This is a genomic window from Bacillus sp. FSL M8-0025 (genome assembly GCF_037975475.1).
Lineage (GTDB): Bacteria > Bacillota > Bacilli > Bacillales > Bacillaceae > Bacillus > Bacillus subtilis.
Genome location: NZ_CP150258.1, coordinates 731,934 through 748,240 on the forward strand (window position 1 = coordinate 731,934; position 16,307 = coordinate 748,240).

Genomic DNA, 16,307 nt, shown 5'->3' on the forward strand with positions numbered 1-16,307 from the left:
AGTGTTGCAGATGGCACAGCTTATCTTTGATGAAGAAAAGGTGACGTCCGTCATTGACCGGATCGTGAAACGGACATTTCAGATGGATTTTGCGTGGGATTGGCCGGGCGGCGTCGCGTTTTACGGTGTGGCGGAGGCCTATGAAGCGACGGAAAACGAGGAATATATCAATCTGTTAAAAACGTGGGTGGATGAACAGCTGGAGGATGGGCTGCCGCCGCTTTCGATCAACGGAGTTTCCATTGGGCATACGCTTTTGTTCCTCCACAAGGTGACGGGTGATGAGGTGTATTTGGAAACAGCGGCCGAGATGGCGGAATATGTGCTGCATAAGGCGCCGCGCTTTGGCGAGGGTATCCTTCAGCATACGGTGAATGCAGCAGAATACGTGTTTCCTGAGCAGGCATGGGCGGATACGCTGATGATGGCTGGGCTGTTTATGCTGAGAATCGGGCGGATCATGGAGCGTGAGGATTATTTTGAAGACGGCCTGCGCCAGTTTCACGGACATGAGGACGTGCTTCAGGACCCTGTCACGAATTTGTACTACCACGCCTGGGACAACAAAGCGCAAAATCATCTGTCGGGGATTTATTGGGGCAGAGCGAACGGCTGGGCGGCACTCACGATGGCAAAGGCGCTCCCCCTTATTGAGGTGACACATCCTTCCTTTATGATCATCGACGGATCGCTCAGAGACCAACTGAGCGCGCTTGTCCGGCTTCAGGATGAATCAGGGCTGTGGCATACGATTTTGGATGATCCGGATTCTTATCTGGAGGTTTCGGCATCAGCGGGTATTGCTTCTGCTCTGATGTCGAGCGGAAAGCTGTATACAAAATATGTGCAGAAATCGCTTGCCGCCATTTTGGATGCGGTGGAAGAGGACGGACGGGTCAGCAAGGTATCGGCCGGGACAGCCGTCATGAAAAATGCCGAAGGATACAAACAGGTGCCTTACAAACGAATACAAGGATGGGGGCAGGGACTTGCGCTGACGTTTCTTGCTGATGTTTTGAAAACGAAAAAACGCGTGTATCAGTAAAGACAGCGGCGGGGGGAAAGGGATGAAAAAACAGCCTCAACAGAAGGAACGGGTTTCTCGCTGGAAGGGAACGTATTTCAAAAGAAACTTTGTCTTCATTTTGCTGATTGCCTGTATTCCCGGATTGCTGACTGGCGGCGCAATCTACTTTCTTTCGATCGACAAGGTGGAGAAAGAGCTGCAGAGATCGCATGAAACACAGGTGGCGCGTGAGGTCAGCCGAATGGATGAGAAGCTGGGAGTGCTTGAACTGGCTCTCACCCAGATGGCCTACGATTCTTCACTGATGAATGGATTGGCCGAGAGGGATTTGGAGAAAGATTATACGTTCTCCTATCAATTAACGAAAAAGCTGTTTCTTTTGCGGGATCAGCAGCCGCTGATCGAGCAGGCTTCCATCTTTCTGAACAGCCCCCGGCCACTTGTGCTGAGCCCTGAATACAGCGCTTTGACAGAACAAGAGGGCCTTCGCAAGTATCGCTCGCTGCTTGCCTCAGACCACAGCATTTATTGGAAACGGTCGGGAAATCAAGCGATGCTGATCCAGCTCATTCCGGGCGCGGCGGAGAAACCGTTCGGCGCGATCATGCTGGCGGTTGATTCGAAAGAAATGGAATCAATCCTGCAAAGCTTGTCCCCCTATCCTGATGGCAGTGCGCTGCTTTTAGATCAAAATCAAGAGGTGCTGTTTCATGAAGGGGAAAAAGATTTTGAAAAGACTTTACTTCAAGAGATAAAAAAACAGCCTGCTGAGAACGGCCATTTTCAGATGGATTGGGAAGGCAAGGTGTATTCTGTCTCCTTTGGAGAAATGAACCGGATGCATCAGCAATGGACCTTTGTGTCAGCGGCGCCTCTTTCAGCTATTACAGCGCCGATGGTGTTTTTATCAAAAGTGATCATCGTGATGCTGGTCATTTGCATCGGTTTGGCGGTGTGCATGACATGGTATGCATCAAAAAAAATCTATCGTCCCATCCAGCATTTGCTTGGCTTGTTTACCGGAGGAGAGAAGAAAACATGGCAGGCGTCCGGGCAGGATGAATTCAAATGGATTGAAAAGAGATGGCAGGATCTATCCCTTGAAAGCCGGAAGCTCCAACAGCAGCTCCTGCGGCAGACGCCCCATATGAAAAAAAGTTTTTTGCAGCATCTCTTGCAGGGCGATTTTTACTATGACAACGAGGAAAGCCTCAGATTGCGGATGGAGGAGGCTGGCTGGAACATCGGCGGAAACGTGTTTCATGTGCTTGATCTACAGGTGACAGGGCTCCGTTGTGAAAAAAGCATCTTCCGTGAAGGTGATGAACAGCTTGCCGTGTTTACCCTGACCAATCTGGCTGAGGAATTGGCGGATAAACACGTTTTTCAGCTCTCCATACTTGATATCGGCCGGCTTTCTGTCACCGTTCTTGTGATGAAAACAAACAGCTCTGATCTGAAGGCGTATATAACGGAGCTGGCACGCCAATTTGGGGATGTAACCGGACTATGCCTGACCTCGACATTGAGCAGCAAAACGGAGCGTGTCACGGAAATCCCTTCTTTATTTCAGAATGTGAAATGCGGCAAATCCCGCAGGAAATTTGCTAACCGGGATCAGGTCATTGATTTGCAGGCCGACTTCCCTCGGGATGAGCAGTTCGCTCCTTATTACCCTTTTGAGCTGGAAAAACAAATTGTTCAGGCCATCCGTCTGGAAAGAAAACAGGAAGCCAAGGAACTGATAGATGGATGTATGAGGGAACTGGCGGAAAAGGCGGCCATAGACAGGCATGTGCATTCCGCCCTGATTCAGCTGTTTTCCCGCATTCAGGAGGATATTTTGCATTCCGGGCTCAATCCCAGCGAACTGTTTCAGAACCGGAATCCATTTCTTGATATTTCAGAATTGCGCGAACCTAACGAAGCGGCGGCCTGGCTGATGGATGTAGTGGTGACGCCTTACCTTTCCAAGCTTGAGGGCAGAAAAAACAGACAGCAAAAGCAGCTGGCAGAACGTGTGATTGCGATGATTCACGAACAGTATATGGCGGACATTTCATTGGAAAGCTGTGCCGATGCGCTTGGCATGAATTCCTATACGTTAAGCAAGGCATTTAAGCAAGTGACCGGCATTAATTTTATCGATTATGTGACCCAGATCAGAATCGAAAAGGCGAAAGAACTGCTGGTCAATACGAATAAAAAAATTCATGACGTGTCAGAAGAAGTCGGCTACCGCCACAATTACTTCAATCGGATTTTTAAAAAACAGGTCGGCATGCCGCCGGGTGTCTTCAGGCAAATGTATCAGGAAACGCCGTGAAAGGAGAGAACATGTGATGAAAAAACCGATTCAAGTATTTTTAGCGGGAGATTCCACTGTGAGTGACTGCCCGCCTCATGAAGCGCCGATGGCGGGGTGGGGGCAGGTATTCGGGAAATTGTTTTCTGAAGATGTGCTGGTCCGCAATCATGCCAAAGGAGGAGCGAGCACCAATTCTTTTGTGGAGGAAGGAAGGCTTCAAGCAATTGCCGAACGCATCACACAAGGCGATTATTTGTTGATTCAATTCGGCCACAATGACCAAAAACCGCGGGGGACGAAGCCGTACTCCACATTTCAGCAGTTTCTTACCTTGTTTGCAGATACGGCACGCGAAAAGGGCGCGCATCCTGTGTTCGTCACATCGGTGCAGCGCCGCCGCTTTGATGAAAACGGACGGATCGAGCATACGCTCGGTGAGTATCCCGATGCGATGAAAGCACTGGCGAAGGAGCTCGATGTACCTGTGATTGATCTGCTTGCGAAAACAAAGGTGCTGTATGAAGCATACGGGCCGGAGGAGTCGAAGCGATTGTTCGTTTGGTTTCAGCCAAATGAACATCCGAATTACCCGGACGGCATTGAGGACAATACGCATTTTTCGGAAGAAGGTGCAATGGAGGTTGCGAAGCTTGTGGCAGAAGGCATTGAAGAGCTCGGACTTCCGCTTAAGGACCACCTTGTGAGCCGGGAGGGGAAAGAACATGTATAAGGAAGGCGCGTGCCTGTACCGCAACCCGCTCCGGTCTAAAAGCGATGTGAAGGACTGGCGGATGGAGGGAGGCGGACAGATCTCATTTGACGATCACAGCTTGCACCTGTCACATGTCCAGGATGAAGCGCACTTTGTCTTTTGGTGTCCGGAAACCTTTCCAGACGGCATCATTGTGACATGGGACTTCTCTCCGATCGAGCAGCCTGGACTGTGTATGCTGTTTTTTGCCGCTGCGGGAATGGGAGGCGAGGATTTGTTTGACCCAAGTCTCAGGAAAAGAACAGGAACATACCCTGAGTATCATTCAGGAGATATCAATGCCCTCCACCTGTCGTATTTCCGCAGAAAATACGCGGAGGAAAGAGCGTTCCGCACCTGCAATTTAAGAAAAAGCCGCGGTTTCCACCTCGCCGCAATGGGGGCCGATCCGCTGCCTTCTCCAGACGACGCTGATTCTCCGTATCGTATGAAGCTGATCAAAGACAAAGGCTATGTGCACTTTTCAATCAATGGTCTGCCCATTCTTGAGTGGATGGACGACGGCAGCACATATGGGCCTGTGTTAACAAAAGGAAAAATCGGGTTCCGGCAGATGGCCCCCATGAAAGCCGTTTACAGGGATTTTGCCGTGCATCAAGCGGTGAGAAGATGAAGACGACTGTAACGGATGCGCTTTATGCAGGCTGCGAAGCGGTGGTGAAAATAGCATGGCTCAACGGGCTGTGGCTGTTGTTTACACTTTTGGGCGGCGTTCTTTTCGGATGGGCGCCGAGCACAGCTGCGATGTGTGCCGTTATAAGGAAATGGCTGATGGGGCAAAAGGATGTCCCGGTATTACCGTTATTTCTCGATACCTATAAAAAAGAGTTTCTCAAGGTTAATGCGATCGGATTGGCGTTTTCGGCTCTTTTGCTCATATTGTCCGCGAACTATCATTATTTTTCTGCCAGTACGGATTGGCTGTCCTTTGCCGTAACAAGCTGCACGCTGCTTGCAGGGCTTTTGTATATCATCGCGCTGATGTATGTGTTTCCCCTTTATGTGCATTACCAGCTCCCGCTTCGCAAATATATACCGCAGGCACTGCTGTTTGGCGCCATGAGGCCGCTGACGACCGGCTGTATGCTGATCGGGTGCGGATTTGTCCTTTATTTGCTGTATACGCTTCCTGGCCTGATCCCATTTTACGGCCCGTGTTTATTTGAGCTTGTGTTGATGTTTTTTGCTCTTAGGGGATTTCAAAAGACGGAGGCCCAGCATCATCAAGCCGGGTAACAAAAAAATGACAAATACGCAAAAAAGTGCATTGTCCGAAATAGGCAGATGCAAAAAAGTGAAATTGAAGACAGCTCACACAGCGCATAAAATCCAATTTAGGTAAGCGCTTACAGATAAATGAGAAGGAGCTGTCTGATGATTACACGAAGGAAACGCATGTTTACCGCTGTTACGTTGCTGGTCTTGTTGGTGATGGGAGCCTCTGTATGTCCTGTGAAAGCTGAAGGGGCAGCGCGGCAGATGGAAGCGCTGAACCGGGGGCTTGTAGCGGTCAAGACGGACGGGGGCATTTTTGTCAGCTGGCGGTTTCTTGGAACTGAAAACGCATCTGTTTTGTTCAATGTGTACAGAGACGGGCAAAAACTGAATGCTGCGCCTGTCAAAACCACGAACTATGTGGATAAAAACGGTTCGGCGGGCTCAACGTATACGGTTCGGGCTGTTGTAAACGGTACCGAACAGCCGGCTTCTGAAAAAGCCTCCGTATGGGCGCAGCCGTATCATTCCGTCCCGCTGGATAAACCGGCTGGCGGCACGACGCCAAAGGGTGAAGCTTACACGTACAGCGCTAATGACGCAAGTGTTGGCGATGTGGATGGTGACGGGCAATACGAGCTGATTCTGAAATGGGACCCGTCTAACTCAAAAGACAATTCACAGGATGGCTATACGGGTGACGTGCTGATTGACGCGTATAAACTGGATGGCACAAAGTTATGGCGGATCAATCTCGGCAAAAACATCAGAGCGGGCGCGCACTACACCCAGTTTATGGTGTATGACCTTGATGGTGACGGAAAAGCGGAAGTGGCAATGAAAACGGCAGACGGGACAAAAGACGGCACGGGAAAAGTAATTGGAAATGCCAATGCTGATTACAGAAATGAACAGGGGCGTGTGCTTTCAGGCCCTGAATATCTCACTGTGTTTCAAGGTTCAACCGGGAAAGAGCTTGTCACCGCAAATTTTGAACCGGCGCGCGGCAATGTGTCGGATTGGGGAGACAGCTACGGCAACCGTGTTGACCGTTTTCTCGCCGGCATTGCCTACCTTGATGGACAGCGGCCGAGCCTGATCATGACCAGAGGGTATTACGCTAAAACCATGCTAGTTGCCTATAACTTCAGGGATGGAAAGCTGTCAAAGCTTTGGACGCTGGACTCCTCAAAGTCAGGAAATGAAGCGTTTGCCGGACAGGGGAATCACAACCTGAGCATCGCGGACGTTGACGGGGATGGAAAAGATGAGATTATTTTCGGCTCAATGGCTGTTGATCATGACGGGAAAGGCATGTACTCGACCGGCTTAGGCCATGGGGATGCCCTCCATACAGGAGATCTTGATCCGGGCCGGCCGGGGCTTGAGGTGTTTCAAGTTCATGAGGACAAAAATGCAAAATACGGCTTATCTTTCCGGGATGCTGCAACTGGAAAAATCCTTTGGGGCGTTTATGCCGGCAAGGATGTAGGCCGGGGAATGGCTGCTGATATTGACCCGCGTTATCCGGGACAGGAAGTGTGGGCAAACGGTTCTCTCTACTCAGCGAAAGGGGTCAAAATCGGAATCGGGGTTCCGTCCTCGACCAACTTCGGCATCTGGTGGGACGGCGATCTGCTCCGGGAACAGCTGGACAGCAACCGAATTGATAAGTGGGATTATCAAAACGGCGTATCGAAAAATGTGCTGACTGCATCAGGCGCAGCGGCTAACAACGGCACAAAAGCAACACCAACGCTTCAGGCTGATCTGCTCGGTGACTGGCGCGAGGAAGTGGTGTGGAGAACGGAGGACAGCAGTGCACTGCGCATTTACACGACGACCATTCCGACTGAGCACAGGCTGTATACGCTGATACACGATCCGGTGTACCGGCTTGGCATCGCCTGGCAAAATGTCGCCTATAACCAGCCGCCGCACACAAGCTTCTTTTTAGGAGACGGCATGGCGGAACAGCTAAAACCAAATATGTATACGCCTTAACTGAAAGGGGGAAGGAACGGGCTGCGCGCAGCCCGTTCCCATTAAAATGAAACCAAAAAAGAGGCAAATGGAATACCTGACCAGAGGTTTGATTGCGGTAAAGACAGAACAGGGCGTGTTTGTCAGCTGGCGTTTTCTCGGCACGGATCATGAGACGACGGCTTTTCACCTTTATCGGGATGGAAAGCGGATCACCCGCGATCCAATCGCTGAAAGCACTAATTTTCTCGATCAAAATGGAACGGCTGACTCTGTTTATCAAGTGGCGGCTGTCAATAAAGGACGGGAAGAAAAGCTTTCCAAGGAAGCTCGTGTTTGGCAGGAAAATGTCCTGGAGGTTCCGCTTGCCAAACCGGAAGGCGGTGTGGCGCTGGACGGAAAGCCGTACACTTACAGCGCCAATGATGCCAGTGTCGGGGATATAGACGGGGATGGAGAATATGAAATGATCCTGAAGTGGGACCCATCCAATTCAAAAGACAACGCTCATGACGGTTATACCGGGGAGGTGCTCATAGATGCCTATAAACTGGACGGCACCTTTTTGTGGCGCATCAACCTCGGCAGAAACATCAGAGCGGGCGCTCATTACACGCAATTTATGGTGTATGACCTTGACGGTGACGGAAAAGCAGAAATCGCCATGAAAACAGCTGACGGCACAACAGACGGGAAAGGACATATCATCGGTGATGAGCATGCCGATTTTAGAAATGAACAGGGAAGGATTCTGTCCGGACCGGAATATTTGACGGTGTTTAAAGGAGAAACCGGTGAGGCGCTCACGACCGTGGAATATGAACCGCCCCGCGGCAAACTGGAGGATTGGGGAGACGGCTATGGAAATCGGATGGACCGTTTTCTCGCCGGGATCGCTTATTTGGATGGGGAGCGGCCGAGCCTCGTGATGGCGCGGGGCTATTATACGAGAGCCGTTCTCGTAGCATACGATTTCAGAAACGGAAGGCTCAAAAAACGCTGGCTATTTGACTCCAACCAGCAGGGCCATGAAGCGTACGCAGGACAGGGGAACCACAGCTTGAGCGTGGCAGACGTTGACGGAGACGGAAAAGATGAAATCATATACGGCGCAATGGCTGTCGATCATGACGGAACCGGCCTGTACTCAACGGGGCTCGGGCACGGAGACGCGATGCATGTAGGGGATCTGGACCCGTCACGAAAAGGGCTTGAAGTGTTTCAGGTGCATGAGGACGCCACGAAGCCGTACGGACTGTCACTGCGAGATGCCGGAACCGGTGAGATATTATGGGGCGTCCATGCTGGAACTGACGTTGGCCGGGGCATGGCAGCTCATATTGATCCAAGCTACAAAGGGTCGCTCGTCTGGGGAATTGATCCGCCGGGCAATGATGGCATGTCGTATGGGCTTTTCACGAGCAAAGGCGAAAAAATCAGCGACAAAGCGCCCGCTTCAGCCAATTTCGCCATCTGGTGGGACGGTGATTTGGTCAGAGAACTGCTTGATCATGACTGGGACGGAACGATTGGCAGGCCAAAGATTGAAAAATGGGATGCTGAAAACGGCTGTCTGAAGACGATATTTCAGCCGGCCGGCGTGCTGTCCAACAACGGCACGAAAGGAAACCCGGTTCTTCAGGCCAACCTGTTCGGAGACTGGCGGGAAGAAGTGATATGGAGAACGGAAGACAGCAGCGCGCTCCGTATCTATACAACGACACATCTCACCCGCCACCGCTTTTACACGCTGATGCATGATCCAGTTTACAGGCTCGGCATCGCCTGGCAGAATACCGCCTACAACCAGCCGCCGCACACGAGCTTTTACCTCGGAACGGGAATGAAAAAACCGCCGAAGCCCGCCCTGTACATAGCGGGAAGTAAAGCGGAGGCGCCGCTGTAGGAGGACTAAGGGATAAGACGCAAAGGCTGAACGCTACGACAAGATGATTAACGAACGGGCAGGACGAACCAATGCTCAAGAGCTGTACGCACCGGTCTTTTTCAAGGGAAGAGCTATCCGTGATGGAAGCTGTATAAAAAACGAGGGGGAATGAAAAAATGGCAAATCATATTTATCTTGCCGGCGATTCGACTGTTCAAACGTATGGAGACAGCACAAATCAAGGGGGCTGGGGGCAGTTTCTCGGCTCGCATCTGCCGGAGCATATTCAGGTGATCAACAGAGCGATCGGGGGAAGAAGCTCGAAAACATTTGTGGAAGAGGGCAGGCTTCAGGCGATCCTTGATGTGATTGAGCCGGATGATTGGCTGTTCGTGCAGATGGGCCATAATGATGCGTCGAAAAATAAGCCGGAGCGCTACACCGAGCCCTATACTACTTATAAACAATATTTAAAGCAGTATATCGCAGGCGCGCGGGAAAAAGGCGCCCATCCGCTTCTCATTACCCCCGTAGCCCGCTTTCATTACGAAAACGGCGTGTTTTTGAACGATTTTCCAGATTACTGCATTGCCATGAAGCAGACGGCTGAAGAGGAGAATGTCCAGCTCATTGATCTGATGGAGAAAAGCCTTGCTTTCTTTACTGAGAAGGGCGAGGAAAAAGTATACACCTATTTTATGATTTCAGAAGGGATTAACGATTACACGCATTTTACAAAAAAAGGCGCAAATGAAATGGCGAAACTTGTGGCAAAAGGCATAAAGGAGCTCGGCCTGCCATTGACAGAATCGATCATCAAAGAAGGGTGAAAAATGTGATGAGAAAACTGTATCATGGCGCTTGCTATTATCCGGAATTATGGGATGAAGAGACGATTCAGCAGGACATTGACATCATGCGTGAAGTTGGCGTAAATGTTGTGCGGATCGGCGAATTTGCCTGGTCTGTCATGGAACCTGAAGAAGGAAAAATTGACGTCGGTTTTTTCAAAGAAATCATCGCCCGGCTGTATGACAGCGGGATCGAAACGATCATGTGCACGCCGACGCCTACCCCGCCGATTTGGCTGTCACACGGCCGGCCCGAACGCATGCATGTCAATGAAAAAAGAGAGATCATGGGGCATGGCTCCCGTCAGCACGCCTGCACGAACAACCCGTATTTTCGAAAAAAAGCCGCCATTATCACCACAGCCATCGCCAAGGAGCTTGGCCGGCTCCCGGGGCTGATCGGCTGGCAGCTAGATAATGAGTTTAAATGCCATGTTGCAGAATGCATGTGTGAGACATGCTTGCGCTTATGGCATGACTGGCTCAAAAATCGCTATGGGGTGATTGAGCGGTTGAATGAAGCTTGGGGAACCGATGTGTGGAGCGAAACCTATCAGACGTTTGAGCAAGTCCCGCAGCCGGGACCGGCCCCGTTTCTGCATCATGCCTCTTTAAGCACTATGTATCAGCTGTTTTCGATGGAGATGATCGCTTCGTTTGCGGATGAACAGGCCAAAATCATCCGCTGCTATTCAGATGCGCCGATCACGCATAACGGATCAGTCATGTTCAGCGTGGACAATGAGCGAATGTTTCAGAATCTCGATTTTGCCTCCTATGACACGTACGCTTCGCAGGAAAACGCCTCTGCCTTTTTATTGAACTGTGATTTATGGAGAAATTTGAAACAGGGGCGCCCGTTTTGGATTTTGGAAACGAGTCCGTCGTATGCTGCCTCGCTTGAAAGCTCCGCTTACCCGCACACAGACGGGTATTTGCAGGCCGAAGCCGTATCGTCCTACGCCTTAGGAAGCCAGGGGTTTTGCTACTGGCTATGGCGACAGCAGCGTTCAGGCAGCGAGATTTCCCACGGTTCGGTTCTCAGTGCCTGGGGCGAACCCACCATCGGCTACCAAAATGTGCTGGCGGTTGAGCGGGCAAGAAAGGAAATCGAGCCTGTTATTCTATCGACTGAACCCGTTCAAGCCGAGGCGGCGATGACTTACTCTGACAGAGCAAAAGCATTTATTAAAACTGAGCCTCACCGGGGACTCCGGCATCGTTCGCTTGTGACGCATTTTTATGAACGTATTCTCAACACGGGGATTCACCGTGACCTTATTCCGGAAGGCGCTCCACTGGACGGCTATCGCTTGCTGTTTACGCCATTTGTGCCGTATTTGTCTTCTGAATTTATCAAAAAGGCTTCGGCATTTGCTGAAGCGGGCGGCATCTGGATCACCGGGCCGCTGACAGGAGGGCGCACATGCGAGCATACCATTCATACCGATTGCGGACTTGGCGAACTTGAGAAAACGTCAGGGATCAAAACACTTTTTACCTTTCCGATGAATGAGAACGTGAATACAGGAAAAGCGTTTGGCATCACGGCGCCGCTCGGACTATGGAGCGCGGTGTTTGACACAGAGAGCGGAAACACCCTTGGCACGGTTGAATCAGGACCGGGGGCGGGCCATGCATTTCTGACGGAACGGAATTACGGCGAGGGGAAAATTGTCATGCTGGGCTCGCTTCCATCCGGGAAAGAAGGGGATGCGATGCTGGAAGCGCTCGTTAGGCATTACGCGGAGGAAGCTGTTATTTCCAGCCGGTCGGATGTTACGCCCGGCACGATCGTTGCCCCGCGCAAAGGCGATAACGGCCTTGTGTGGATCATCGTGAATATGGATGGAAAAGGAGGAAGTGTGACACTGCCGGAAGCGGGAACAGATCTGTTGACGCACCGCTTGGAAAAGGCGGGGAGGCTGGCGGTCGGACCGCATGAATACCGTGTGATTCAATTTGACAATCCCAGCTGATTCTTTGCATCGAATCAGCTTTTTTCTATGGAGGGAGAGACCGATGAAAAAGATCAAATGGTTATCAGGACAGCCAAAGGTGATAAGCGGCGTGACGTGGGGCGTGCCATGGAAAAAAGGAGAATTAAAAAAGGGTGACCGTCTGGCGCTTATGAATAAAAACGCGGAAACGCGATATGTGCAAAGCGAACCGTCGGCCTATTGGCCGGACGGGAGCATCAAGTGGACAAAGCACGCGGCGGTGTTTGGCGGTAAGGAAAACCAAAACTTTATCGTGCAAAAAAGAGAAGTCCCGCAGCCAACTGAATCGCTCAGTATTCATGAGACAGAGCATGATTTCCAAGTGGATACAGGAGCACTCGTTTGTACCATTGATAAAACAGGATCTGATTTCATTCAATCATTGCAGATCAATGGAAAGCCGATCGCCGCAGGCGGGAGGCTCGTTGCGATAAGAGAAACGAGAAAGGAGTCAGCGGCGGAAACGGTTCTTTTGCATGAAAGGTCTGTCAGCTTTATCAAACGGGCGGCGATTGAGCAGAGTGGTCCTGTCAAAGCAGTAGTCAAAATCGAGGGAGTGCATGTGCTCCATAAAACGAATGAAGAATGGCTGCCGTTTGTTATCCGATTGGCGTTTTATGCCGGGCTGTCTGAGATCGGCCTTGTGCACACGCAGCTGATTGACAGGAGCGGTAAACAAGCATTTATTAAGGGACTCGGCATCGAATTTGACCTTTTTTTGGAGGGGGAGCCGTACAACCGCCATTTCCGGTTTGCGGGAGAGAAAGGGATGTACAAAGAACCCGCCCAGCTGTTTGGCACACGTAAATTCAATGAACGGTATCCGCTTTATGAAAAACAAATCAATGGCGAAATGCTGTCTTCAGATGAAGAGCATAAGGAATGGTTTGCACATGGCACACAGAATGCGGTTTGGGACGATGTCAAGCTCGTGCAGGATTCCAGCGATCATTACAGCCTGTCAAAACGGACCGGAAAAGATTATGCGTGGGTTGGAATGCTGCATGGCAGCCGGGCGAAGGGGCTCTGCTATGCGGGCGGAGAAAATGGCGGTGTGGCTCTCGGCCTGCGGTATTTCTTTGAGAAATATCCGTCAGCACTGGAAATCACAGGTCTTGCCGGCAGCCGCCCCAAAATGACTATCTGGCTTTGGCCCCCGGACGGCGAAGCGATGGATTTGCGGCATTATACAGGAAACACCCACGTGGCCAGCGCGTATGAAGGCTTTGATGAAATGCGCTCTGATCCGACAGGCATTGCGAACACAAATGAAATCAGCCTGGCGTGCTTTTCGCACATGCCGTCTGACGAAGTCCTCAATGCGCTCGCTGACAAATGGCAGGCGCCGCCGCTCATTGTATGCGAGCCGGACGTCTATTACGAATCAAAAGCACTCGGGGTTTGGAGCATCATTGACACATCCCATCCGCTCAAAAAAGAGCTGGAAGAACAGCTCGATGCGGCCTTTCTGTTTTATAAAAAGGAAGTAGAGCAACGCAGATGGTACGGTTTTTGGCATTATGGCGATGTCATGCATACGTATGACCCGATCCGGCATATGTGGCGGTACGATCTCGGCGGATACGCATGGCAAAACAATGAGCTCGTTCCGGCCCTATGGCTGTGGCAGGCGTTTTTCCGCTCAGGCAGAGAGGATATCTTTCGCATGGCAGAAGCCATGACCCGCCATACGAGCGAAACGGACAGCTTTCACCTCGGTGAATACGCAGGACTTGGTTCACGGCATAACGTTGTGCACTGGGGATGCGGCTGCAAGGAAGCGAGAATCAGCATGGCCGGGCTTTATAAATTCTATTATTATCTGACGGGTGATGAGCGGACGGGAGATCTTTTGACAGAAGTGAAGGATGCCGATTATGCCCTCGTCAAAACCGATCCGATGCGCGCTTTTTACGAGAAAGGCAAGCACCCGACTCACGCCAGAACGGGACCGGACTGGGCGGCGTTTTGCTCGAATTGGCTGGCGGAATGGGAGCGGACCGAAAATCCGGAATATCTCCACAAAATCCAAACGGGAATCAACTGTCTGAAGCGGCTGCCGCTCCGCTTAATATCCGGCCCGACATTTGAATATGACCCGGCGACCTCGATGCTTCATCACATGGGAGACGGCATTGCGGGCGGATATCATATGATCATTGCCTTCGGCGCGCCGCAAGTGTGGATGGAGCTGGCTGAGCTTCTTGATGACCGGGAATGGGAGGATATGCTGAGTGAATTCGGCGAATTTTACACACTCAGTGATGAGGAAAAACGGAAAAAAAGCGGAGGCGCTCTTCATGACGGGCATTTTCACTGGCCGATGTTCGCCGCCGGTATGACAGCCTACGCCGCGAGAAAAAAACAAGATCCTCATCTCGCCGCCAAAGCGTGGAATCTTTTGCTAGAAGATAAGCTCAGCCATACGCCGCTTCCGATCAAACCGGAGCGCATCGAGACATGGACGCAGCTAGAGGAGCTTCCATGGGTGACAACGAACACTGTCTCTCAATGGTGTTTAAATGTCATAGCGGCGCTGGAACTGATCGGAGATTCCCTTCCGGCAAAAAAAGAAACATCGGGCAAAAAAGGATAACAGCCGGAATTTCATAGGAGAAATGGTGCAAAAAATGAAGATTGCAAGAATTTATGTAAGCGCTTTATATTGAGAGGGGCAAAGGGGAAATGCAAATTGAAAAAAGGGGGACTTACGCAACATGAAAATAAGAATGCGAAAAAAATGGATGGCCTTGCCGCTTGCTGCCATGATGATCGCCGGATGCAGCCATTCGGAAACATCCAATTCAGCAAGCGGTTCGAAAGATACGATCAAAATTATGGCGCCGCTCTTATCGCCGGAAAGCCCAAGTGATAAGAGCCCTTCATTAAAAGCGCTCGAAAAATACACAGGCAAAGAGATTAAGGTCACATGGGTGCCTGATTCATCCTACAACGACAAATTCAACATCGTCATGGCTTCAGGAGAGATGCCTCACGCGATTGTCATTAAAGATAAGTCAGCCGGCTTTATCAAATCTGTCAAAGCAGGGGCGTTTTGGGAGCTGTCTCCTTATTTAAAAGACTACAAGAATTTAAGCCAGGCAGATGAAAAGATTTTGAAGAACAGCTCGGTGAACGGCGAGGTGTACGGAATCTACAGAACGAGGGATCTGATCAGGGCGTGTATGATCATCAGAACCGACTGGCTGAAAAATGTCGGTCTGGATATGCCGGAAACGCTTGATGATTTCTATGAAGTGCTGAAAGCCTTTAAGGAAAAAGATCCTGACGGAAACGGCAAGGATGATACGTACGGCATGGTCGTGCCGAAATGGATGGGACTCGGCAACGGAAGCCCATGGGATGTTCTGCAAATCTGGTTCGGCGCTCCGAACCGCTACGGTGTTGAAAACGGAAAGCTGATTCCAGATTTTACAACGAAGGAATACATGGATGCGCTCACGTTTTTTAAAAAGCTCTATGATGAGGGCTTGATCAATAAGGACTTTGCTGTCATGGATTCTGCGAAGTGGAATGATCCGGTTGTAAAAGGAAAAGCGGGTGTCATCGTTGATACAGGCTCAAGAGCGTCTCAAATCCAAAGCGCGATGGAGGAGGCGGATGAGTCGAACAAGGATATCATTGATATCGTCGGCTCGCTTGAGGGACCGAATGGCAAGCGCACCTTCCCGACATCTGGTTATTCAGGCATGATCACGATACCAAAATCAAGCGTCAAAACCGAAAAAGAGCTGAAAGAGGTGCTGTCCTTCCTCGATAAGATGAATGATAAGGAAGCGCAGATTCTCACGAACAACGGAGTGAAGGGCCGCAATTACGAGCTCAAGGACGGCGTATTCACCTCACTTGAAAAAAACAATAAATCTCTCCTGTATGAGCATGAAGGCTTGGCACAGTTCAGCATGTCGATTCCGAAAAGCGAGTATTACATCGAAGACCAGAAAACCAAGCTCTTCCAGCATCGCAAGGACATCATAACCGAAGGAGAAAAAATAGCCGTCTTTAACCCGGCTGAGTCGCTTGTATCTGATGTCTATACCCAAAAAGGAGCCCAGCTTGACAACATCATCCTCGACGCGAGAACACAATTTATCATTGGAGAAATTGATGAAAAAGGGTTCGCTGATGCAGTGGAGCTTTGGAAAAAAAGCGGCGGCAATGACCTGATGAAGGACTTGAACAAATTGTACCAATCGTCAAAATAAACCGATGCGCCTGCCTTTCGGCGGGCGCCCCGGTATC

At 50.6% G+C, this 16,307-nt stretch carries 11 protein-coding genes; all 11 read left to right on the plus strand.

Translation table 11 applies throughout. The annotated features are described in order from the left end of the window. Nucleotides 1-10: 10 nt before the first annotated feature. The 11 genes from yesR (at nucleotide 11) to MKX38_RS03845 (ending at nucleotide 16,270) form a co-directional block, all read left to right on the plus strand. Complete coding sequence (gene yesR / locus MKX38_RS03795; RefSeq protein ID WP_017695606.1) at nucleotides 11-1,045, plus strand: rhamnogalacturonyl hydrolase YesR; 1,035 nt, start codon at nucleotides 11-13, stop codon at nucleotides 1,043-1,045. Nucleotides 1,046-1,067: 22 nt separating this feature from the next. Continuing rightward, nucleotides 1,068-3,353 (plus strand): transcriptional regulator YesS, encoded by a 2,286-nt coding sequence (yesS, locus tag MKX38_RS03800; RefSeq protein ID WP_339188672.1) that lies wholly within the window; start codon nucleotides 1,068-1,070, stop codon nucleotides 3,351-3,353. Nucleotides 3,354-3,366: 13 nt separating this feature from the next. Further along, nucleotides 3,367-4,065, plus strand: coding sequence for a rhamnogalacturonan acetylesterase (rhgT, locus tag MKX38_RS03805; protein WP_339188675.1), 699 nt, complete (start codon nucleotides 3,367-3,369; stop codon nucleotides 4,063-4,065). Further along, a complete protein-coding gene (locus MKX38_RS03810) occupies nucleotides 4,058-4,720 on the plus strand; it encodes a YesU family protein (protein ID WP_212059996.1) in 663 nt (220 codons plus the stop codon). Before rhgT ends, MKX38_RS03810 begins: the two co-directional genes overlap by 8 nt. Further along, nucleotides 4,717-5,343: a YesL family protein gene (locus MKX38_RS03815; protein WP_339188678.1), complete on the plus strand. Its 627-nt coding sequence runs from the start codon at nucleotides 4,717-4,719 to the stop codon at nucleotides 5,341-5,343. The genes MKX38_RS03810 and MKX38_RS03815 overlap by 4 nt, the downstream gene beginning before the upstream one ends. Nucleotides 5,344-5,463: 120 nt before the next feature. Further along, nucleotides 5,464-7,326: a rhamnogalacturonan lyase gene (gene rhgW / locus MKX38_RS03820; RefSeq protein WP_339188681.1), complete on the plus strand. Its 1,863-nt coding sequence runs from the start codon at nucleotides 5,464-5,466 to the stop codon at nucleotides 7,324-7,326. Between the two features lie 46 nt (nucleotides 7,327-7,372). Continuing rightward, the gene (gene rhgX / locus MKX38_RS03825; RefSeq protein ID WP_339188683.1) at nucleotides 7,373-9,211 is read left to right on the plus strand and encodes a rhamnogalacturonan exolyase; all 1,839 of its coding nucleotides are present in this window, start codon (nucleotides 7,373-7,375) and stop codon (nucleotides 9,209-9,211) included. 158 nt (nucleotides 9,212-9,369) lie between these two features. Continuing rightward, nucleotides 9,370-10,023 (plus strand): rhamnogalacturonan acetylesterase, encoded by a 654-nt coding sequence (locus tag MKX38_RS03830; protein WP_339188685.1) that lies wholly within the window; start codon nucleotides 9,370-9,372, stop codon nucleotides 10,021-10,023. Nucleotides 10,024-10,031: 8 nt separating this feature from the next. After that, nucleotides 10,032-12,023 (plus strand): beta-galactosidase YesZ, encoded by a 1,992-nt coding sequence (gene yesZ, locus MKX38_RS03835; RefSeq protein ID WP_339188688.1) that lies wholly within the window; start codon nucleotides 10,032-10,034, stop codon nucleotides 12,021-12,023. Between the two features lie 43 nt (nucleotides 12,024-12,066). Further along, nucleotides 12,067-14,640: a hypothetical protein gene (locus MKX38_RS03840; RefSeq protein ID WP_339188691.1), complete on the plus strand. Its 2,574-nt coding sequence runs from the start codon at nucleotides 12,067-12,069 to the stop codon at nucleotides 14,638-14,640. 121 nt (nucleotides 14,641-14,761) lie between these two features. After that, complete coding sequence (locus MKX38_RS03845; RefSeq protein ID WP_015252604.1) at nucleotides 14,762-16,270, plus strand: extracellular solute-binding protein; 1,509 nt, start codon at nucleotides 14,762-14,764, stop codon at nucleotides 16,268-16,270. Nucleotides 16,271-16,307 lie beyond the last annotated feature (37 nt).